This window comes from Lelliottia amnigena, from assembly GCF_019047465.1.
Lineage (GTDB): Bacteria > Pseudomonadota > Gammaproteobacteria > Enterobacterales > Enterobacteriaceae > Enterobacter > Enterobacter amnigenus.
Genome location: NZ_CP077236.1, coordinates 1,506,373 through 1,527,863, shown reverse-complemented (window position 1 = coordinate 1,527,863; position 21,491 = coordinate 1,506,373). Strand labels below are relative to the sequence as shown.

Genomic DNA, 21,491 nt, shown 5'->3' with positions numbered 1-21,491 from the left:
GAACAGAGGGGAACTACGGTTCCCCATACAGTCCAATCAAACGCCGCACCACACCGTTCGTCCAGCCAAACCCATCCTGCAACGGATATTCACCCCCGCCACCTTCGCGCGGTGTGCTGCTGGCAATGTGATACTTTTCAATCAGCTTGTGATGCGCTTTGTAGAAGTGATTCACCGTTTGCAGCCAGCTCCAGGCGATCTCATCTCCCAATGAATCATTGCCGTACTGCTTGAATCCCTGGACGGCCATCCATTGCAGCGGTGCCCAGCCGTTGGGTTTATCCCACTGCTCGCCGGTTTCGTGCTCCGTCGCCATAATTCCGCCCGGCGTGAGCAGGCGGGCTTTGACCGTATCTGCCAGGCGGTCGGCCTGTTCATGCGTCGCCATCCCGACATACAGCGGTACGATGCTGGCGGCAGAAAAAAGCGCCATCTCTTCGCGACGCCAGTCGTAATCGCGATAACAGCCGTTTTCGTCATCCCACAGGAATCGGTTCACGGCGGCACGGCGATCGTTGGCTTTCTGACGGAAAAGCTCAGACGTCTCTTTATCGCCTTTCGATGCCGAAATATTGGCAATCGCGCTTTCGAGTTTGAACAAGAACGCGTTCAAATCGATGGGGATAAATTGCGTGGTACGGATGCTGGCGAGCCGCCCGGCATCGCGCAGCCAGCGAGAAGAGTAATCCCAGCCGGACGCCGCGCCTGCGCGGAGATCGCGATACACTTCGTTCGGCGGACGGCCTGAGTGCTTGGCCGTTTCAACGTCTTCTACCCACGACTCATCACGCGGAGTATCGCGGTCGTCCCAATAGCGGTTGAGCAGCGAGCCATCCGGCATACGCACCGCGTGACGGTAAGCCTGGTTCGGAATCAGCGAATCCGCGCCGTCCATCCAGAATGCGTACTCCATCATCAGGTGATCCAGATAACGCTTCGCGCCGCGCACGCCGTCCTCTTCAAACAGCTCAACCATCAACGCAAATACCGGCGGCTGTGAACGGCTGAGATAATAGGTTCGGTTGCCGTTCGGGATATGGCCGTAGCGCTCAATCATCCACGCGAAATTATCCGCCATACACTTGAGCAGATCGTTGCGCCCGCTTTCCGCGAGGCCCAGCATGGTGAAATACGAATCCCAATAGTAGGTTTCGCTAAATCGTCCCCCCGGCACGATATACGCCTGCGGCAGCGCCAGCAGTGATGACCATGGGATGTGATCCTGCGGCTCGCGCGTCAGCACCGGCCACAGATTATCAATATGCTCTTTGAGCGACAGACTGGGGTCGGAGACATATTCAGTTGTCAGGTTTTCCGGCATCCAGAAGTGATTCTCAACGAAGCGCTGCAAATCAAAGTCGCGATGACGGCGAACTTTACGGTAGCGAATCAGAATATCCAACGGATCCATCTTCGGCGCGCAGTCAGGGAACGTTTTGCTGTCCGCAAACAGGCGCGTCGATTGCACGTGCTCAAAAAGTTCCAGATAACGATCGGCAGGGGTGAGCGCATCGGATGCAGGCAGCCCCTCGATCATCTCTGGTTCCGGCTCCGCCTCGATCATCTCATCCAGTTTCAATTCGCAGGGATCGGTCTCATAGCGCAGCTCTTCTGCGATTTCGAACTCGATAATGTCTGCAGCATGTAATTTCTGGTTGAACATGGTGGTTAGGACCTCCGGTTTGCATTGTCACAAATACGGGTGTTTCCCGGACATAGAATAAGCTTAGACACTCGCTTCGGTCTGTGGGGTGCGAAGTGTGCGGTAGATCACATATCATTAGTGGATATTAAGACCCCTAAAATCGCGTAACAGATTGATTTAAAGTATTTTACTCGCAATTTCTGCAGTATAGACGATGAGTGAAATTCAGAGCATTCGTTTTGCAACGATTTATGTATGTTAACGCGAACTCTGCTTCATAAGAGGGCAACGGGTGTAAAACGACGTTCGTACCGCCTCCCTTATTGTGTTGTCGTGATATTTGCGAAGGTTTAATAATGCGCAATGAACATATCACCTGGCGTTTTGAATTCTTACGGCGTTCTTATGATATTTAAATGTATATTTTTAGTTTGCTGATGTTAATTATGTGTTGATCAGAATGAATGAATTATAGTCGCGCATGGCAGGTATTTTTTAAATTTTAAACTGATGATACATTTTAAAATTAGCGTAAATGTAATTTCAGGATGTATATATTTAAGCTGATTAAAATACAAAACGAGACAATACAATAGAGTCATTTCTTCTTTTTTCCTGTAATTTAATCGGCATAATCTGAAACCTGAAGGACAAAGATAGCTCCCTTTTTAACGGCATTTGCAGCTGACGCATTATTCATAAAAATTAATGCATTGTGAGTGAGTAATCCTTTTTTCTTATAGAGTTGTGAAAATGAAGATAATGACGCGATCGCGTTGCGAACACGGCTAATATAACATCATCCTTATTTGATATTAACCTCTACATGCGACGTGAGCTGGGCGAACCTGATACGGTACACATTGTATTAAATTTTATGGAGAAAATATGTCGATAGTGTTAATAAAAAATGAAGTGAAAGAAAATAAGTGAATGAAGCGTGTTCAAAAGGAGGGAATATCATTTTTGTGAAGGTTAATGCCGCCTAATAAATGATGTTTCTTATGGGCAGCTATTCACGACCAGATTCTGGTTTACATGCAGATTTGACCTGCACACCTGTTTTTAATTCTACACAATAAAGGGAGATAATAACGTATGAATGTCCCCCATACCGTAAAACCTGAAGCGGCAATCCGTGGCCCCGTACTGACCTTTACAGGAGATCCTTTCAAACAAGCACCTGATGAGGTGATGGTATATGAACCCGATGGGATCGTCGCATTTGGCGGCGGAAAAATCACCCATTTCGGCTCCGCAGAGGTGATTGAAAAGCAGCTTCCGCCTGACATTGAGATTACGAATTATGGTCCCGACTCGCTAATCTCGGCAGGGTTTCTTGATAGTCACGTCCATTTTCCTCAAACGCCCATGATCGGCGCCTTCGGTGAGCAACTGCTCGACTGGCTTAATACATACACCTTCCCGATGGAGAGGCGATATGCCGATAAGACGTTCGCCAGCGCGGTGGCGAAAATGTTTCTTAACGAGTGTCTGAAAAACGGAATCACCACCAGCTGCGTGTATTGCACCGTTTACCCGCAGTCGGTTGACGCGCTTTTTGAAGAAGCAGACCGTCTCGGTATGCGGATCGCCGGGGGTAAGGTGATGATGGACCGCAACGCGCCGGACTACCTGCTCGACACCGCCCAGACCAGCTACGAGGAGTCAAAAGCCCTCATCGAAAAATGGCATGGTCACAATCGCATCATGTACGCCATTACGCCACGTTTCGCGCCTACCAGCTCACCTGAACAGCTTGCCGTTGCTGGCGCACTCTGGGACGAATACCCGGATTGCTACATGCAGACGCACATTGCAGAAAACCTCGAGGAGATCGAGTGGGTTAAGTCGTTATTTCCGGAACGAAAAGGGTATCTCGATGTTTACGATCATTATGGATTGTGCCGCCCGCGCGCGGTATTCGGTCACGGCATCCATTTAACCGAAGATGAATTATGCACGATGCATCAAACGGGTTCGGCTATCGCGCATTGTCCAACCTCGAATTTCTTCCTCGGGAGCGGTTTTTTCAACGCCAGACGCGCGATGCAGGAAGAACGCCCTGTTCGCGTGGGGATCGGGACCGATCTTGGCGCCGGAACATCTTTCTCGATGTTAACCACGCTCAATGAAGCTTATAAAGCCGCACAGCTCAATGATTACGCGCTTACTGCCGCGCAGGCGTACTACATGGCAACGCGGGGTACCGCACAGGCAATGTATATCGACGACAAGGTCGGCAGCATCGCCCCCGGAATGGAGGCAGACATCGTTGTACTCGACATGAAATCGACGCCAATTATCGATTATCGCATGCAGTTCGTGAAGGACATCCACGAGGCGTTGTTTGTACAAATGACGCTGGGGGATGACCGGGCAATTCAGGCGACGTATATCGCCGGCATTAAACGCTATAGCAGAGGCTAAAGCGATTTCAAAAATGACAAATACCTTATCCAGGATGGATTCCGGATAAGGTGCATACCTCAAGGGGAGACTGGAAATGAAAAATGTAATATCCAGCCAGACAACACGATGTGACGAGCAGCCCGTGGGCGGCGCAAAAGCCTGGTGGATTTGGGCTCTGGGGGTCACTTTCGTCGTATTTCTCTTCAGCTTCCAGACGGGCTATTCCGCGTCTAACCTCCGCGTTCAGCAGGATATCGGACTTACCATCGCACAGGTCAGTATGGTGGCGGCGGTGTACACGTGGGTCTTCGCGGTAGGGCAGTTTTTCAGCGGAGCATTACTGGACAGGCTGGGCGCCGGGCGGGTCACGCCAGTCGCGATCTCACTGGTGACCGTCGGGATTTTCATTTTTGCCAATGCGCAAAGTTTTGAAATGTTGCTGGTGGCGCAGTTCGTGATTGCCTGCGGCGCCTGTTGTGGCTTTGTAGGCGCCGGATTTATTGGAGGGCAATGGTTTGGGTTGGCTAAATACAGCGTGATGTTCGGCCTGGTTCAGGTGGTGGCCTCGACGGGGTCTTCCTTCTCACAAAACCTGATCAACATCGGGCTGGATCAAATGCACTGGCGCATTTTCTTCAACAGCTATGCCGTCTTTGGGGTGCTGTTGGCGATACTGGCTTTTGTGTTTGTCCGCAACCGCACGCCGGCGACAGGAATGGGTCAGGACGGGGCAGGCGTTTTCCTGAAATCGGTAGTGAAGAACATCATCACCGTGGGAAAAATGCCGCACATCATCGTCGTGTCGATCATGAGCGCCACCACGTTCGCGACATGGCTGTCGATGGGGATTATCTGGGCGCGCCGTCTTCTTCAGTCAGTTCACGGTTTCGATCCGGGATGGGCCAATTTCGGCGGCTCACTCATCTTCCTTGGTATGGCGGTAGGCTCGGCCATTGTCCCGCGAATCTCGGATATCACTCAGAAGCGCAAACCGTTGATGATTGCGGGAGCGGCTATTCAGCTGGTTACGCTGCTGGCGCTGCTCTATGTACCAAACCCAGGTTTACTCTTCGCTCTGGTAACGTGTTTCCTGTTCGGGCTCGGCTCTTCCGGTTCAATGTTGCCGTTCAGTTCTGCCGCTGACGTCGTGAAGCCAGATCAGGTCGGTACTTCAGCCGCTATCGTTAACGGTGTGTCGTTTATCCTCGCGGGCTTCATGATGAGCCGCCCCGGCGTGATCATCGAGCGAGGCATGGCAGCGGGTACGGATATGGGTCTGTTTGATATCGCGCAGGCTGCGGCGATGCCACTTCTGTTCTGTGCCGCTATTCCGGTGGTGCTGGGGTTCTTTATGAAAGAATCCTACCCGACGCAACGGTCGGCGTGAGCGGAGCGTTAGGGCTATGGTCATCCTCATTGAAATACCGCTTCTTGTTTCCATGACGGTAGCGATCCTGTCCCTGTATCTGGGGATAAGGATCAACCAGGCCCTGAAGGCGTTTCACACCTGGGGGATCCCAAACGTAGTCACTGGCGGCCTGGTGGTCGCCAGTGTTTGCGGTCTGTTGTATACGTTGACGAATATCCACCTTAGTTTTGATCTCTGTGCGCGCGATATTTTACTCCTGTATTTTTTCACCAGCATTGGACTCAATATTCGATTATCCGATGTGTCGCGCGGGGGAAAGTCCCTGTGCATTCTTTTCTGCCTGACCAGTGGACTCATGGTTCTTCAAAATCTGGTTTCCAGCTCCGTCGTGTCTGCCTTTTCGCTACCTCCATCGCTAAGCATACTGCTGGGATCGCTTGCGTTAACAGGAGGACATGGAACAGCCATTGCCTGGGCACCGATGATTGATGCGCATTATGGTATTGAAAATGCGCATGAGATTGGAATTGCCGTTGCCACGCTTGGGTTGATTGCAGGGAGCCTGATCGGAGGGCCGCTCGCGCACCGGCTTATTTCGCGCTTTCGCTTAAAAGCGACCGGCGCATCGCTTCCCGTTGTTGGTCTTCCTGAAGCCCTGGGCAGTGATGGCGCAAACGATATTAACCATTTCGTTCTGTTGCGGACGATCGCCTTTATCCATATTGCCATTTTATCGGGTTATGGCATGGACGCGGTGCTGCAATATATGGGCATAAAAATGCCGCTGTTTGTCTCTGCCCTGGTCATGGCGATGGTCATTGCAAATGGCGTCCCCCGGCTATTTCCGCGCATCGCCATGCCGGCCAGGACCCGTGCGCTGGCGCTGATCTCAGATTTGTCGCTTGAACTTTTTCTGGCACTTTCGCTGATCGGCATGCAGCTCTGGCAGCTCGCGGACGTCGGATTGGCCGTTCTGGTTCTGTTCTTGCTTCACGTTGTTATCGCTGTGCTGTATATCCTTCTGATTGTTTTTCCGCTGATGGGCAGAGACTACGATTCCGCCGTCATCGCCTCCGGTTTTGCGGGGATCGCGCTAGGCTCGACTGCAACAGCCTTTACCAATATGTCGACGACAACAGCAATGCATGGCTCCTCACCAAAAGCGTTTATCCTTTTGTCGCTGGTAGCCGCACTCTTCCTGGATATTGCCAACTCCTCGCTGGTTGCGCTGCTGATGAGATAGAAGCAAACCTTCAGAAGGTGATTATTTTCGACGTATATTTATTCTGTGATAGCAACCGTGATATCACCACGGATAAGAGAAAAACAAGTACCAGCGAGTGCAGCGTTATCCCCAGATTAAAGAGTTCATATACTCTGACCAGAATATAATAAACGCTGTAATGAATAATGTAGACACCCACCATCGTTGGACCCATAAAGTTTATCGTCTTTTTAATGGCCTTCGATTTTATGGCTGTGCGATTGAAGATAATAAATAAAATAGTGCATAGAATGAATAATTGAGAATGCTCAAGCAGAAGCCATGGGCTCACATAAACGGTTTGATGGTTTACCAGATACAGTTCGCTGAAATAGAGACTCATTAAGGCAGGGAATAACAGGATTTTTGCCAGTTTAGTAATGGCTGGGTTGTTCATAAAACGTCTGAATGGCTTGCCAGCAAACACATGGCCAAGAATGTAATATCCGGGCCAAACCCATATTGAGGTATAATCCGTAAAAATGTCGATACCTGCGTTAGGCGTAGAGGCACGTAATACGTCAAACGTTAGCAGTCCCAGTAAACCTACCAGCACCAGCAATATCAACACGTTCAGCTTATCCTTTCCTTTTACAAGGAACGGGTAGAGAAAATAGATCGCCGCCATGTTGATGAGGATCCCGCTTTGCAGTAAATAACTCGCCTCAAGGCTTCTTGAACTCAGCAAGGTCAGCACAGCACTCCAGAAAATGAGAATGCCTAAAACCGATCTGACTTTCGCAAAAAATTGTGCCGGGGATAAATGATCAAGCTCATCAATATAACCCATTATGATGAAAAATAACGGTTTGGACACCATGGAGATCAAATAAAAAATATTGACGACATTGGGTTCAAACAAACATTCCGTTGTGCAGGCCTGACTGGTTGAAAAAAATGTCACTGCGGCAAAACAGCTCAATGTTTTAAGTGAATGTAATCCTGAACTTCCCGTCATTTTCACCTGCTTTCATGTCTGTTGTCTGCCTGTAAAAGAGAGGAGTCTTACAAAATAATTAAATTAGAACGTTGAGTGTATCGTCATTTATTACGATCATCTATCAGTTATCATTAACTATTAATTACGTGACAAATATATGGAAAAAGGAAGCGAGATCTTAAAAAACTGACGATAATAAGCAGCCGGAAATAAAATAATGACATTTTCAACAGGAGGGAGTGAACAGGTATTGAGTGATGAGTCGATATATTGCACATCGACAGACGAAAAACTGGCCTCTTACAGCCAGTTTTTCGTGAAGTTGCATTAACGCATGGTGACAAATTCTTCTGCGGCGGTAGGGTGAATCGCCACGGTATTGTCGAAGTCTTTCTTCGTTGCACCCATTTTCAGCGCCACCGCAAAGCCTTGCAGGATCTCGTCCATACCAAAGCCAATGCCATGGATGCCGACGATTTTTTCTTCCGGCCCCACGCAAACCAGCTTCATACGGCATGGCTGGCGATGCGAAGTGACGGCGGTATACATCGCGGTGAATGACGATTTGTACACTTTCACCTGGTCGTCACCATACTGCTCGCGCGCCTGCGGCTCGGTTAAACCGACGGTGCCGATTGGCGGATGGCTGAAGACCACGGTTGGAATGTTGCTGTAATCCAGATGCTCGTCCGGCTTGTTATTGAACAAACGTTCTGACAGACGACGACCCGCTGCCACGGCGACAGGCGTCAGCTCAACGGCACCGGTGTTATCACCGACCGCATAAATGCCCGGAACGCTGGTGTTCTGGAATTTATCGACGTCGATATATCCTTTCTCGTTCGTTTTAACGCCGGTCACCGCCAGGTTGAAATTGTCGTTAGCCGGTTCGCGACCAATCGCCCAAATCAGGCAGTCAACGGTCTGGCTGCGGCCGTCGTCTAATTGCAGCGTCAGGCTACCGTCGGCGTTTTTCTCGATGGCTTTCGGCACCGCGTGGGTGTGCAGCGTCGGGCCTTCGGTATTCATCACTTCAACCAGCGTCTCGACGATCAGCGGATCAAAGCTGCGCAGCGGCGCGTGTTTACGCACAAACAGATGCGTTTCCGCGCCCAGCCCGTTGATCACGCCCGCCAGTTCCACGGCGATATAACCCGCACCAACCACGGCAACGCGTTTCGGCAGCGCTGGCAGCTCGAAGAAACCGTCTGAGTCGATACCGAATTCAACGCCCGGAATGTTCGGATGGCTCGGACGGCCACCGGTGGCGATCAGGATGTGATCGGCAGTGATCGTCTCGCCATTCACTTCGATCGTTTTGGCATCGACGAAGCGCGCAAAACCTTTGATGACATCGACATTATTTTTACCCAGCACGTTATCGTACGACGTGTGAATACGGTCGATATAGGCGGTACGGCTGGCAATGAGCTTGTCCCAGTCGAAGTGATTAATAGTGGTGTCAAAACCGTAATCCGGGCCGTACATGTGGATGGCTTCGCGAATTTGCGCAGCATGCCACATCACTTTTTTCGGTACACAACCGACGTTAACGCAGGTGCCGCCCAGCTCTTTGGCTTCGATCAGCGCACATTTCTGGCCGTACATGGCTGCACGGTTAATAGAGGCGATACCGCCGCTGCCGCCGCCAATGGCGATGTAGTCATAATGCTTGCTCATGGGTCTTGTCCTTAATTTCTGATTGCCGCGATTGTATACCTGAAATCAATAGTTTCCACCGATGACTGCGATTACTCCGGCACGATCCAGCTGACTGTGGCATGGCCAATTCCGCCTGGCACCAGCGTTTTGTGCAGCCACGGCAGCACGTTGTTCATTTGTGCTTCGAGCTTCCACGGTGGGTTAACCACGATCATGCCCGAGCCCGTCATGCCGCGCTGATCGCTATCAGGACGTACAGCCAGTTCAATCTGCATGATTTTACGAATGCCTGTCGCTTCCAGTTCTTTGATCATGCGTTTGATTTGCGCGCGCAACACCACCGGATACCACAGTGCGTAAGTGCCGGTCGCGAAGCGTTTATAGCCTTCGTGAATACCGGTCACTACCGCCTGATAGTCAGTTTTGATTTCGTAGGGTGGGTCGATCAATATCAGACCACGACGGGAAACCGGCGGCAGTTTGGATTTAAGCTGCTGATAACCATCAGCTTTTTCCACGCGCGCGCGGGCGTCTTTTTGGAATTCAGAGCGCAGCAGCGGGAAATCGCTTGGGTGCAGTTCGGTCAGCTGCAGGCTGTCATGTTCGCGCAACAGCTGGCGAGCAATCAGCGGGGAGCCAGGGTAGTAGCGCAACTGGCCGCTGCGGTTGTAATGCTTCACTACGTTGATGTACGGCTCCAGCTCGGCGGGGAGAGAGTCCTGCTGCCAGATGCGAGCGATACCTTCCAGATATTCACCGGTACGCTCCGCGTGCTGACTGCTTAACTGGTAGCGGCCCGCGCCCGCGTGGGTGTCCAGATAGAGAAAGGGTTTATCTTTCTCTTTCAGAGACTCGATAATCAGGCTCTGAACGGTATGTTTGAGGACATCGGCGTGGTTGCCCGCGTGGTAGCTGTGGCGATAACTGAGCATGGGTAAAGGTGTTCCAGTAAGTAAACGTAGAGCCGGATCGCGGTGCGCGGTCGGGCAAAAAATAGCATATCGCCACAGTATACAGAAAAGTCATCGCCGCCGCGAAAGCGCAACGTTTGGCATTGAAATTCACTACACTTAACCCCATTCTACAAACAATATGCACAGCGCCGGATGCGCGCTTCATTCATCTATTTCTACAGGACAGCGCTTATGACCAATCCATTACTGACGCCTTTCTCGTTACCGCCGTTTTCTAAAATCCAGCCAGAGCATGTCGTTCCAGCCGTCACCAAAGCGCTGGACGATTGCCGCACGGCGGTAGAAAGCGTGGTCGCGAAGGGCGGACCGTACACCTGGGAGAATTTGTGCCAGACGCTGGCCGAAGTGGATGACGTGTTGGGTCGCCTTTTCTCACCGGTCAGCCATCTGAACTCCGTAAAAAACAGCCCGGAACTGCGCGAAGCCTACGAGCAAACGCTGCCGCTGCTGTCGGAATACAGCACCTGGGTGGGTCAGCACGAAGGGTTGTACAACGCCTATCGCGATCTGCGCGACGGTGAGAACTACGCCAAACTGGATATCGCCCAGAAAAAAGCGGTCGATAACGCGCTGCGCGATTTTGAACTGTCCGGGATTGGCCTGCCAAAAGAGAAACAAACGCGCTACGGCGAAATCGCCGCGCGTCTGTCAGAGCTGGGCAATCAGTACAGCAACAACGTTCTTGATGCCACCATGGGCTGGTCGAAACTGATTACCGACGAATCTGAACTGGCGGGCATGCCGGAGAGCGCGCTGGCGGCGGCCAAAGCGCAGGCCGAAGCGAAAGAGCAGGAAGGTTTCCTGTTAACGCTTGATATCCCGAGCTATCTGCCGGTCATGACCTATTGTGACAATCAGGCGCTGCGTGAAGAGTTGTACCGCGCGTACAGTACGCGTGCGTCTGATCAGGGCCCAAATGCCGGGAAATGGGACAACAGCCCGGTGATGGCCGAAATCCTCGCGCTGCGCCACGAGCTGGCACAGCTGCTGGGCTTCGACAGCTACGCCGAAAAATCCCTCGCCACCAAAATGGCGGAAAACCCACAGCAGGTTCTGGAGTTCTTAACCGATCTGGCAAAACGTGCGCGTCCGCAGGGCGAAAAAGAGCTGGCACAGCTGCGCGCATTTGCGAACGCTGAGTTTGGCGTCGACGACCTGCAACCGTGGGACATCGCCTACTACAGCGAAAAACAGAAACAGCATTTGTACAGCATCAGCGATGAACAGCTGCGTCCGTACTTCCCCGAGAACAAAGCCGTAAACGGCCTGTTTGAAGTGGTGAAACGCATTTACGGCATTACCGCCAAAGAGCGTACCGACGTGGATGTCTGGCATCCGGAAGTGCGTTTCTTCGAGCTGTATGACGAGAAAAACGAACTGCGCGGCAGTTTCTATCTGGATCTGTATGCGCGTGAAAACAAACGCGGCGGCGCATGGATGGACGACTGCGTCGGCCAGATGCGTAAAGCCGACGGTTCGTTGCAAAAACCGGTCGCTTACCTGACCTGTAACTTTAACCGTCCGGTTAGCGGCAAGCCTGCGCTATTCACGCACGATGAAGTGATCACTCTGTTCCACGAATTCGGCCACGGTCTGCATCATATGCTGACGCGTATTGAAGCGGCGGGTGTGTCGGGTATCAGCGGTGTTCCGTGGGATGCCGTCGAGCTGCCAAGTCAGTTTATGGAAAACTGGTGCTGGGAGCCGGACGCGCTGGCGTTTATCTCTGGCCATTACGAAACAGGCGAGCCGCTGCCAAAAGCGCTGCTGGATAAAATGCTGGCCGCGAAAAACTACCAGGCGGCGATGTTTATCCTGCGCCAGCTGGAGTTCGGTCTGTTCGATTTCCGTCTGCATGCCGAATTCAGCCCAGAGCAGGGGGCAAAAATCCTCGAAACCCTGGCTGAAATTAAAAAGCAGGTCGCGCTGATCCCTGGTCCTACGTGGGGCCGATTCCCGCACGCGTTTAGCCATATCTTTGCTGGCGGATACGCGGCAGGCTATTACAGCTATCTGTGGGCAGACGTGCTGGCCGCAGATGCCTACTCTCGCTTCGAAGAAGAAGGGATCTTCAACCGTGAAACCGGTCAGTCGTTCCTGGATAACATCCTGACGCGCGGGGGGGCTGAGGAGCCAATGGAGCTGTTCAAACGCTTCCGTGGCCGCGAGCCGCAGCTGGACGCGATGCTTGAGCATTACGGTATCAAAGGCTGATCGCAGCGTGAAAATCTGCTTAGTCGATGAAACAGGCGCCGGAGACGGCGCCTTATCTGTTCTTGCGGCCCGCTGGGGGCTTGAACACGATGAACAAAATTTGATGGCGCTGGTGATGACGCCGGAACATCTTGAACTGCGTAAGCGTGATGAGCCCAAGCTCGGCGGCATCTTTGTTGATTTCGTTGACGGCGCGATGGCGCATCGGCGTAAGTTTGGCGGCGGTCGCGGGGAAGCGGTAGCGAAAGCGGTGGGTGTCAAAGGGCGTTATCTGCCGGACGTGGTGGATGCAACGGCGGGGCTGGGCCGCGACGCCTTTGTGCTGGCGTCCGTGGGCTGTCGCGTGCGTATGCTGGAGCGTAACCCGGTGGTCGCGGCGCTGCTCGACGATGGTCTGGCGCGCGGCTATGCCGATCCAGAGATAGGCGCGTGGTTACAGGAACGTTTACGGCTGATTCATGCGTCGAGCCTGACGGCATTGACGGATATCACGCCGCGTCCGCAGGTGGTGTATCTCGATCCGATGTTCCCGCATAAGCAGAAAAGCGCGCTGGTCAAAAAAGAGATGCGCGTGTTTCAGTCGCTGGTGGGACCGGATTTAGATGCGGATGGTTTGCTGGAACCTGCGCGGTTGCTGGCCACAAAACGGGTGGTGGTGAAGCGCCCTGATTACGCACCGCCGCTGGCGGACGTGGTGACGACAAATGCCGTGGTGACCAAAGGGCACCGGTTTGATATTTATTCGGGAACGGCTGAGGTGAGTGCGGGCTGATGCCCTCACCCTATAACCCTCTCCCACAGGGAGAGGGAAGTAGCCGGAGCTGTCTTTACGCCCTCTCCCCTATGGGGAGAGGGCTGGGGTGAAGGGATACAGAATTACTCGTCTTCTTCGTCACGCAGTGGGACGATCAGCATATCAACGTGAACGGTGTTAATCAGCTGACGCGCAGAAGACATCAGTTTGCTCCAGAAATCCTGGTGATGACCGCAAACCACCAAATCCATATCGTATTTCTTAATCGCATCAACCAGCACCTGGCCGAGATCGCCGCTACCGCTTAAAGTTTCGGTAATCGGGTATCCCGCGTTGGTGGACAACTCAGTTAACGCGTGGTGAGTTTCTTCAGAAATGCGCTTCTGCATGTCGCCAAGATTGACGTCGATGAGGCCGGTGTAGAGATCGGAGTAATTCACATCAACGTGAATCAAAGAAACTTTCGCGTTATAGGGACGTGCCATGGATACCGCTTTATCAACCAGCACTTTGCTCTCAGGAGAGAGGTCTACCGCGATAAGAATGTGTTTGTAAGCCATAGTGTTACTCCTTCCTTAAGTTATCGATGACCCATGAGTGAAGCCGTCGTCTATCTGTCTTTATTACGGCCCAGTTAGCGAAAATTATCAAGCTTTGGTGTTGATAACGATTAACCTTGTGGCAAAAAAATTAGCGGATCTCCTACACTATTGAATGAGCCGTTCGGATAATTAAACGTGAACCCGATCGACTTTCGTCATTCTTTCACTGAACTGTCTGTCAGGGCATTGGGGTGCGGTTGTCCAGAAGCCTTGCTTCGTGGGCGGACGCCGGGGAGGAAGTATGATTAGCACTGTCGCATTGTTTTGGGCGTTATGTGTGGTTTGCATAGTGAATATGGCGCGTTATTTCTCATCATTACGCGCGCTATTAGTGGTACTTCGTGGTTGCGATCCGTTGCTTTATCAGTATGTGGATGGTGGAGGCTTCTTCACGTCGCATGGACAGCCCAGCAAACAGATGCGTCTGGTGTGGTACATCTACGCCCAACGCTATCGCGATCATCATGACGATGAATTTATCCGTCGTTGCGAGCGTTTACGTTGTCAGTTCATTTTGACCAGCGCCCTGTGTGGACTGGTTGTGGTGAGTATGGTGGCGCTCCTGATCTGGCATTGAGTATGAAAATGAGGATAAAAAAAGCGGGTCAGTTTCCTGACCCGCTTTTTTATGCACGCTTTTCGTTAAATCAGCTTCAGGGAGATCCAGTACAGACCGCCTGACAGCAGAATTGACGCCGGCAGGGTAAACACCCAGGCCATCAGAATGTTGGTCACGGTTTTGCGTTGCAGACCGCCACCGTCAACAATCATGGTACCCGCCACGGACGAAGACAGTACGTGAGTGGTGGAGACCGGCATGCCGGTGTAACTCGCCAGACCGATAGAGACCGCAGCCGTCATCTGCGCGGACATACCTTGCGCATACGTCATGCCTTTCTTACCGATCTTTTCACCGATAGTAGTAGCAACACGACGCCAGCCAATCATCGTACCGATACCCAGCGCCAGCGCGACCGCCATGATGATCCAGATTGGCGCGTACTCAATGGTATTGAGCATATCGCCTTTCAGTTTCTTCAGCAGGCGCTTATCGTCTGCGTTCACTTCTGGCAACTTCGCGACTTTATCAGTCACATCAGAGATGCAGAGCATGATACGACGCAGCTGACCACGTTGATCGACGGACAGTTTGTCGTAGCTTTCGATATCACCCAGCATCACCTTCACACGTTCCAGCGCGTTGATCGCGTTTGCCGGATGGCAATGGAACTCGCCAGGTGCGGTGGACACACCCGGTTCAGGCGAAGGAATCAACTGGTCAACGCCGGTGGCTTTCTTCAACAGCGCAGGATGCTGCTGGAAGTAAACTTCGACGTTATTGATGGCATCGCGGGTACGGGTGATTTCGTAGCCGGAGGCGTTCATGTTAACCACGAAACCTGCCGGCGCTACGCCAATCAATACCAGCATCACCAGGCCAATGCCTTTCTGGCCGTCGTTCGCGCCATGAGAGAAGGCCACACCAATAGCGGAAATAATCAGAGCAATACGCGTCCAGAATGGCGGCTTTTTCTTGCCGTCTTTCTTTTCACGCTCTGCGGGCGTCAGGTGAATACGGGCGCGTTTTTTGGTTCCGCTCCAGTAACGGCGCAGGATGAAAATCAATCCACCCGCAACGACCAGGCCCACGATGGGGGAAATGATAAGCGAACCAAAAATCCCCATCACTTTCGGGATATTCAGCGCATCAACGACTGACGTACCGGTCATCAGGGCGTTGGTTAACCCAATACCGATAATCGCGCCGATCAGCGTGTGAGAACTGGATGCAGGCAGACCGAAATACCAGGTTCCGAGGTTCCAGATAATCGCGGCAAGCAGCATTGAAAATACCATCGCCAGACCATGGGCTGAACTCATATTCAGAAGGAGGTCTGTAGGCAGCATGTGAACGATGGCGTAGGCTACGCTTAGACCACCAAGGAGAACACCAAAGAAGTTAAATACAGCCGCCATCACAACCGCAACTTGCGATCGTAAAGCACGAGTATAGATAACGGTAGCTACTGCGTTCGCCGTATCGTGGAAGCCATTGATAGCTTCATAGAACAAGACAAATGCCAGAGCAAGCAATAATAAAAGTCCGGTATGTAAATCCAGACCAGCAAACAAATGTAGCATAGGACGTTACGCCATTTTGGAGGACATGAACGCGGCGCATTATCCAGGACAAACGCGCAACGGGCAAAGTGAAATATAGCTTTTTTTTGATATACCTTCTGCTTTGTATGTGTCCGGTAAAGAAATATATTTTATATTTCAAGTAAATGACTGAGATATCGGATATTTGCGCTGGTGCGACCACATAGGAAACTTTACAATTCGCGCCGGTAAAACAAGAGGATTTTGATGTGGAAAGGTTTGATGCCGTTGTAATTGGCGCCGGTGCGGCGGGTATGTTCTGTGCGGCAATGGCCGGACAGGCGGGTCGACGTGTGCTGCTGCTGGATAATGGCAAGAGGCCTGGACGCAAGATTCTGATGTCTGGCGGGGGGCGCTGTAATTTTACTAACTTATATGTTGAACCCGCCGCGTATTTGAGCCAAAACCGTCATTTTTGCAAATCTGCCCTGGCGCGTTATACCCAGTGGGATTTCATTGAACTGGTGGGGAAACACGGCATTGCCTGGCACGAGAAAACGCTGGGACAGCTGTTCTGCGATGATTCCGCACAGCAGATTGTCGATATGCTGGTGGCAGAATGCGAAAAGGGCGGCGTTATCACGCGCCTGCGCACCGACGTGCTGAACGTGACCCGCGATGACGACGGCTATACCCTGGAGCTGAACGGTGACACCGTGAGCGCCGATAATCTGGTGATTGCCAGCGGCGGTCTGTCGATGCCTGGGCTGGGCGCTACGCCGTTTGGCTACAAAATTGCGGAGCAGTTTGGCCTGAAGGTCTTGCCCACGCGCGCCGGGCTGGTGCCCTTTACGCTGCACAAGCCGCTGCTGGAACAGCTCCAGACGCTCTCCGGCGTATCGGTTTCGTCTACCATCACCGCGGAAGACGGGACGCTTTTTCGCGAAAATCTGCTCTTCACCCATCGCGGTCTCTCTGGACCGGCGGTGTTACAAATTTCCAGCTACTGGCAGCCGGGTGAATTTGTGACGGTGAATTTGGTGCCGGATTGCGATCTGGACAGCTTTATCACCGAGCAACGCGCTGAACATCCGAATCAAAGTTTGAAAAATACGCTGGCGATGCAACTGCCGAAGCGTTTGATTGAGTGCCTGCAGCTGCTGGGGCAAATTCCGGATGTGACGCTCAAGCAGCTCAACAGCCGCGAGCAGCAAGCGCTGGTCGACACGCTGACGAACTGGCGCGTTCAGCCAAACGGCACCGAAGGGTATCGCACAGCGGAAGTGACGCTCGGCGGTGTCGACACCGATGAACTCTCTTCACGCACCATGGAAGCCCGCAACGTGCCAGGGCTGTACTTTATTGGTGAAGTGATGGATGTGACCGGCTGGCTTGGCGGGTATAACTTCCAGTGGGCGTGGGCCAGCGCCTGGGCCTGTGCGCAGGCGCTGGCTCATGTGCGATAATATGAACCCGAGATACAGCAGCGTTCTAACTAACAGGCCATATTGCCTGATTGCGCAATGTCGCTCACTAATTGTTTTGGGGATCTCGAATGAAGTAAATATTAACAACAATAATTTATACCGTTATTTGGTATTCATAAATGGTACCGCCCGTTATTTGTTGCGCCACATAGCCATGTGGGTTAATTAAATCATACAAAATATGTGGGTTGCCATTCTCCAGATTTCATTACTTCAGCGTGGCGTCTGGCTCTGTCCGGTGTCTGCCGTGCCCAAACGCTATTCAACATTTGTAACGCTGCACCATCCCAGTTTTCTTGTGTAATCATTTTAAGCATTTGGTGGAATCCTCCAAGTCCGCCGACACCCATCTGATATGCCATCGATGTGAGAATATCCTTCCGGGGTTGACTACAATGTGAAAGTGCACCAGCAATCTCATGGTTTTGAATCATGGCAGCTTGCACACGTTCAATGTTGTTATTCAGCCAGGCGTCAATGGTCTTATCGTTAAGCGTAAATGTATAATTTTTTAGCGAAGCGCCATGTGGCCCAAGTTTAAAGCCCACCCCACTGGTCGGATAGCCAAGACTGTCAATGTAAGGTGTATACCGGACACCTTCTTCATAGCGTAATAACGCAATAATTTCATTTTTCTGATTCATCAGTTTTATCTCCTCACTTGTGTTTAATATCTTGTAAAGGCATAGCTGCGTTAGTAACAAAATGGTTTTATTTTAATTATTTATTTCTTAAACGTGCTTAATCTGTTTTATTAAAAAGAAGTTCTATGAGAATATATAGTGTGCCGCATTTTTATTTCTATATTGTCTATTTTTCGCACAGAAATGTGCATGGAAAAATGTTTGCTATGAAAAATCTCGGTTAACACAGTTGAGTGAGAGCAAAAACGAAGAATTTAAGCAACATAAAAAATGTGCCATTATTATTCATTTGATAAGTCATTTTTGCGCAAGTAGAGTACACGTATACTGTATTTTGATTGCAAGGGGATTTTGAAAGATATATGAAAGCGTCATACACATCCGGCTTAATGGTATGATCTAATTATGCATATATTTTATTCTCATGCTAAAACTTGAAAAATTTAAACGGAGTATGCATGGCTTTGCTAATGTCGAAAAAATTAAAATATTTCATAGTTTGTTTCGAAACTCGGTGCATTAATCATGCTGCTGACCAGTTATGTGTTACTCGCTCACCTTTAACTCGAGTTATGTATGAGTTGGAAGAAAAGGCTGGTGGGAAGTTATTTGTTAGAAAATACAACCACCTAGAGCCAACTGAACTGGCATTTAACTTATATGAAAAAATTAAACCCGTTTATGATCTTCTTTGTGCTATAGAAAGCGAGTTTGGCATTTCGGCAAACCTTACCAGGTTCGAATTACTTTGTGATATTAGCGTTCCATTTGTTATCTACCAGCACATATCTTCATTGTTAAGTAAGTCTAATTGTTCAATAAGTTGTAGGCGAGTTTCAGTCTCTTGTAACGAAATTCAGTCGCTAAAAACAAATCCTGATGTAGGTATAATCTCTTTTCGCGAAATTGCTCTGACAGAAAATTTTGTTTTTCATAAAGTAAGTGAGGAAGGGCTTTTTTTATTAATGCCTGAGGGCATTCATGAAAAATCTTTAAAAGATTTTGAAAGTATAAAGGATATTAAGTTGTTAATCAGGAAGGATGTTTTTTCACCAGAGCTAAAAGGGATTATAGCAAAAAGTATACGGGATTTTGCGCCATACATTGATATTAGAGAAACAGATAGAGATACTACATCGATGCTTATTTCTGTCTGTGCGGGGGAAGGTATGATGCTTCTTCCTGAATGTTTAAGCTCCTACTTTTCTCCGCCAGGGACATGTAAAATTAAAGTCCCAAATGTACGAATTAAGACTGGTCTTTATGTGAACAAAAGACAAAAAAATAAAACAATCATATCAAGTATAACCGATATGTTGATGTCAATTACAAAATAAAAAATTATAGTTCGTATTTTAATCCAAACTCTTTAATAATTGGATGCAGAGCTTCAAACTCTGGTGTGTATTTAGGAAGGATACACATCAGAGACTGCATTGGTTTAGTAATAACTACTGACATTCGGCATTCATCGATCTTAAATCTAAACTCTTCCGAACAAATTTCATTAACTCTTTGAAGATAAACCATTTCATCGTGAGTAACGGTTTCTATAAACAGTTCTTGTACTGTGTTCTTGGTAATGATTTTGCATACGGTTAACAAAAGTGGCAAATTTTGCAATGACAGGATTTCGTTCATTTTAAAAGGTATTTATGATTCGTCCATTATAAGAGTAAACGAGTATAAGTCATTAAGAACAAAAAAAGGAGGGAAAGGAGTGAAAAATTTTGTCAAGCTTCACTCAATATCTAACTAATATAGATTACCATTTGCAATTAAAAAAATAATGCTACCTTTCATATGGTTACGCCATTTTACTTTTGGCGGGCCCATGTTATGGGGGGTATCACTAATAGTAGTTTACCAATAATTGCACAATGCTATTAGCGCTGCATTAAATGAAAAGCGTCGGTTTATTTTTATGTTGTCAGATTTGTTTTTTTTAAGTATATTCATCCAGTTATCTTATACATAGGTTTTTTTTTGAATATGATTCTTTTGAAATAATTGAGTTGTGTGTGGTTAGTTGTTTATATAACTCTATAGAGTAACTGCAATATTTTATTTTTTTAGTGAATTCCCACAATATTTTTCTCAAATTAGTTTAAATGTAATTATCATTTGATTTTTTAGAGAGTGTTTAATTTTTGAACGTGCCATTTTGATTGTTGCGGTAAAATGCATAAGCGCGCAATTACCTCTCCTGGTTCCTGCGCTACTCTTGACGGCAATAATGCTCAAATTTTAATGCTTTCTTCATAAAAAATGAATTTTTTGAAGGGGAATTGTGCAATGCGCCAAATTTGTTAGTATTTCCTGTAGGGATCCATTGACGTATCGTGAGCAGCTGCTTAAGAGATTAAAAGTGTTACTGATAACTATTAACTGATTTCATATTAATGCAAACAATAAAAAAATGCCAAGTTTTTGACTCAATAATGTTGCTGAAAATATTATTACGGTATCCTATAACCCTGAGTCGACCGGTGTGATTATAGGGACTTAAGGCTCTGATCTGAAAAATATTTTTTGTTACGGAAACTTTCTTTTGACGAAGGATAGTTAATTCTAGTTGTTATTTACTATCTAATTAATATTAAATTAGCTGGTGTAGAGACTTTCACAAGCTAGAAATTTAAGCCTTGTTGGATTTTTAACCTGTCTATCACATTACACGCAAAATCTTCAGTCTGGTCACTCTATGCCATTGTTGATATTGTGTTTTTATCTGCTTTCGTATTAATAATAAATATTATTCTCCAAATATAATGGGTGCTTATAACTAATTGTTTGTACAGATAGTTATCGTTGTAAGAATCTAATTTGGATAACTAAAATTAATGTTTATTTCGAAATAGAAATTTTGCTATATCAACCCCAGTTCTTTTCTTAATCGCATAAATTAGAATCTGGCTTATTCCATGTGAACCAATTAATGCAATGCAGATAGCAATAGCGCCGGAGGAAACTTTCGTCCCTATCATTTCAGAAAGTTGAATAATATGGGGGCGAATTAAGTAAAAAAGAAGTAGGCTGATAATTAAATCCCCCGCCATTTCTCTTATGCGGCCCCCACCATACAACCATCGCCCCAACTCGCCTAAAGTAAGTATTAAAAATATTTTTATAACTTCGACAGGCTCTGAAATTAATGCTGAAAGCAAAGTGCCTAGGGTTATTTTACCACTCATTGATAATTCCTTTTAGTATCACTTTATTAAATTGTTTATAGGGTGATTATTTCTGATATATTTTTACATCTTGTTGCTGTCAGACTCTTACAAAAGAATGTGAGCTAATGATTTCAGTTTAAAATTCACTCTCTAAAGAGCTCTTTTCAACAAGGACGAACCCCATTTGTTGAAGTTGTCTCGTTAGTCCTTATTCTGTCAAATAAATAAAAAGCAAGTTTAATAAT

At 48.8% G+C, this 21,491-nt stretch carries 16 protein-coding genes; 8 read left to right on the top strand and 8 right to left on the bottom strand.

Annotated elements, in window-relative coordinates:
- Positions 1 to 13 precede the first annotated feature (13 nt).
- Positions 14 to 1,663 carry an alpha,alpha-trehalase gene (locus I6L74_RS07235; RefSeq protein WP_059180371.1) on the bottom strand — a complete coding sequence of 550 codons (1,650 nt, stop codon included), beginning with the start codon at positions 1,661 to 1,663 and terminating at the stop codon, positions 14 to 16.
- A gap of 1,080 nt (positions 1,664 to 2,743) precedes the next feature.
- Between I6L74_RS07235 and guaD the strand changes: the two genes are divergently transcribed.
- The 3 genes from guaD (at position 2,744) to gltS (ending at position 6,669) form a co-directional block, all read left to right on the top strand.
- Positions 2,744 to 4,075 (top strand): guanine deaminase, encoded by a 1,332-nt coding sequence (gene guaD / locus I6L74_RS07230; RefSeq protein ID WP_059180370.1) that lies wholly within the window; start codon positions 2,744 to 2,746, stop codon positions 4,073 to 4,075.
- Between the two features lie 76 nt (positions 4,076 to 4,151).
- On the top strand, positions 4,152 to 5,444 hold the full coding sequence (locus I6L74_RS07225) for an MFS transporter (protein WP_059180369.1): 1,293 nt from the start codon (positions 4,152 to 4,154) through the stop codon (positions 5,442 to 5,444).
- A gap of 16 nt (positions 5,445 to 5,460) precedes the next feature.
- Complete coding sequence (gltS, locus tag I6L74_RS07220) at positions 5,461 to 6,669, top strand: sodium/glutamate symporter (protein ID WP_059180368.1); 1,209 nt, start codon at positions 5,461 to 5,463, stop codon at positions 6,667 to 6,669.
- Positions 6,670 to 6,679: 10 nt separating this feature from the next.
- On the opposite strand, the gene I6L74_RS07215 is transcribed toward gltS, so the two are convergent.
- From I6L74_RS07215 to I6L74_RS07205, 3 genes are all read right to left on the bottom strand, one after another.
- Complete coding sequence (locus tag I6L74_RS07215) at positions 6,680 to 7,648, bottom strand: acyltransferase family protein (RefSeq protein ID WP_133115697.1); 969 nt, start codon at positions 7,646 to 7,648, stop codon at positions 6,680 to 6,682.
- A 309-nt stretch (positions 7,649 to 7,957) separates the two neighbouring features.
- Positions 7,958 to 9,310 carry a glutathione-disulfide reductase gene (gene gorA, locus I6L74_RS07210; protein WP_059180366.1) on the bottom strand — a complete coding sequence of 451 codons (1,353 nt, stop codon included), beginning with the start codon at positions 9,308 to 9,310 and terminating at the stop codon, positions 7,958 to 7,960.
- A gap of 71 nt (positions 9,311 to 9,381) precedes the next feature.
- A complete protein-coding gene (locus I6L74_RS07205) occupies positions 9,382 to 10,224 on the bottom strand; it encodes a 23S rRNA (adenine(2030)-N(6))-methyltransferase RlmJ (RefSeq protein WP_059180365.1) in 843 nt (280 codons plus the stop codon).
- 213 nt (positions 10,225 to 10,437) lie between these two features.
- Between I6L74_RS07205 and prlC the strand changes: the two genes are divergently transcribed.
- Positions 10,438 to 12,480, top strand: a complete 2,043-nt coding sequence (prlC, locus tag I6L74_RS07200) for an oligopeptidase A (protein ID WP_059180364.1) — start codon at positions 10,438 to 10,440, stop codon at positions 12,478 to 12,480.
- 7 nt (positions 12,481 to 12,487) lie between these two features.
- A complete protein-coding gene (gene rsmJ / locus I6L74_RS07195; protein ID WP_059180407.1) occupies positions 12,488 to 13,252 on the top strand; it encodes a 16S rRNA (guanine(1516)-N(2))-methyltransferase RsmJ in 765 nt (254 codons plus the stop codon).
- Between the two features lie 104 nt (positions 13,253 to 13,356).
- Here the strand turns inward: rsmJ and uspA are convergent, their stop codons facing one another.
- Entirely contained in the window at positions 13,357 to 13,794 is a 438-nt protein-coding gene (gene uspA / locus I6L74_RS07190) for a universal stress protein UspA (protein ID WP_049848808.1), read from the bottom strand.
- Positions 13,795 to 14,077: 283 nt separating this feature from the next.
- Between uspA and uspB the strand changes: the two genes are divergently transcribed.
- The gene (uspB, locus tag I6L74_RS07185; RefSeq protein ID WP_015960868.1) at positions 14,078 to 14,413 is read left to right on the top strand and encodes a universal stress protein UspB; all 336 of its coding nucleotides are present in this window, start codon (positions 14,078 to 14,080) and stop codon (positions 14,411 to 14,413) included.
- Positions 14,414 to 14,478: 65 nt separating this feature from the next.
- Here the strand turns inward: uspB and pitA are convergent, their stop codons facing one another.
- Entirely contained in the window at positions 14,479 to 15,978 is a 1,500-nt protein-coding gene (pitA, locus tag I6L74_RS07180; RefSeq protein ID WP_059180363.1) for an inorganic phosphate transporter PitA, read from the bottom strand.
- Between the two features lie 230 nt (positions 15,979 to 16,208).
- On the opposite strand from pitA, the gene I6L74_RS07175 reads away from it, so the two are divergent.
- A complete protein-coding gene (locus I6L74_RS07175) occupies positions 16,209 to 17,405 on the top strand; it encodes a BaiN/RdsA family NAD(P)/FAD-dependent oxidoreductase (RefSeq protein ID WP_059180362.1) in 1,197 nt (398 codons plus the stop codon).
- A 191-nt stretch (positions 17,406 to 17,596) separates the two neighbouring features.
- On the opposite strand, the gene I6L74_RS07170 is transcribed toward I6L74_RS07175, so the two are convergent.
- Complete coding sequence (locus tag I6L74_RS07170) at positions 17,597 to 18,070, bottom strand: glycoside hydrolase family protein (protein WP_059180361.1); 474 nt, start codon at positions 18,068 to 18,070, stop codon at positions 17,597 to 17,599.
- Between the two features lie 458 nt (positions 18,071 to 18,528).
- Between I6L74_RS07170 and I6L74_RS07165 the strand changes: the two genes are divergently transcribed.
- A complete protein-coding gene (locus I6L74_RS07165; protein WP_059180360.1) occupies positions 18,529 to 19,407 on the top strand; it encodes a LysR family transcriptional regulator in 879 nt (292 codons plus the stop codon).
- 1,503 nt (positions 19,408 to 20,910) lie between these two features.
- Here I6L74_RS07165 and I6L74_RS07160 read toward each other — a convergent pair.
- Positions 20,911 to 21,264, bottom strand: coding sequence for a hypothetical protein (locus I6L74_RS07160; RefSeq protein ID WP_059180358.1), 354 nt, complete (start codon positions 21,262 to 21,264; stop codon positions 20,911 to 20,913).
- Positions 21,265 to 21,491 lie beyond the last annotated feature (227 nt).

Excerpts from the sequence above, each read along its gene's own strand:
- I6L74_RS07215 (WP_133115697.1), bottom strand. The coding sequence starts at position 7,648 with ATGACGGGAAGTTCAGGATTACATTCACTTAAAACATTGAGCTGTTTT.
- I6L74_RS07160 (WP_059180358.1), bottom strand. The coding sequence starts at position 21,264 with ATGAGTGGTAAAATAACCCTAGGCACTTTGCTTTCAGCATTAATTTCA.
- I6L74_RS07205 (WP_059180365.1), bottom strand. The coding sequence starts at position 10,224 with ATGCTCAGTTATCGCCACAGCTACCACGCGGGCAACCACGCCGATGTC.
- pitA (WP_059180363.1), bottom strand. The coding sequence starts at position 15,978 with ATGCTACATTTGTTTGCTGGTCTGGATTTACATACCGGACTTTTATTA.
- gorA (WP_059180366.1), bottom strand. The coding sequence starts at position 9,310 with ATGAGCAAGCATTATGACTACATCGCCATTGGCGGCGGCAGCGGCGGT.
- gltS (WP_059180368.1), top strand. The coding sequence starts at position 5,461 with ATGGTCATCCTCATTGAAATACCGCTTCTTGTTTCCATGACGGTAGCG.
- I6L74_RS07170 (WP_059180361.1), bottom strand. The coding sequence starts at position 18,070 with ATGAATCAGAAAAATGAAATTATTGCGTTATTACGCTATGAAGAAGGT.
- uspB (WP_015960868.1), top strand. The coding sequence starts at position 14,078 with ATGATTAGCACTGTCGCATTGTTTTGGGCGTTATGTGTGGTTTGCATA.
- I6L74_RS07225 (WP_059180369.1), top strand. The coding sequence starts at position 4,152 with ATGAAAAATGTAATATCCAGCCAGACAACACGATGTGACGAGCAGCCC.
- I6L74_RS07235 (WP_059180371.1), bottom strand. The coding sequence starts at position 1,663 with ATGTTCAACCAGAAATTACATGCTGCAGACATTATCGAGTTCGAAATC.
- guaD (WP_059180370.1), top strand. The coding sequence starts at position 2,744 with ATGAATGTCCCCCATACCGTAAAACCTGAAGCGGCAATCCGTGGCCCC.
- I6L74_RS07165 (WP_059180360.1), top strand. The coding sequence starts at position 18,529 with ATGGCTTTGCTAATGTCGAAAAAATTAAAATATTTCATAGTTTGTTTC.
- uspA (WP_049848808.1), bottom strand. The coding sequence starts at position 13,794 with ATGGCTTACAAACACATTCTTATCGCGGTAGACCTCTCTCCTGAGAGC.
- prlC (WP_059180364.1), top strand. The coding sequence starts at position 10,438 with ATGACCAATCCATTACTGACGCCTTTCTCGTTACCGCCGTTTTCTAAA.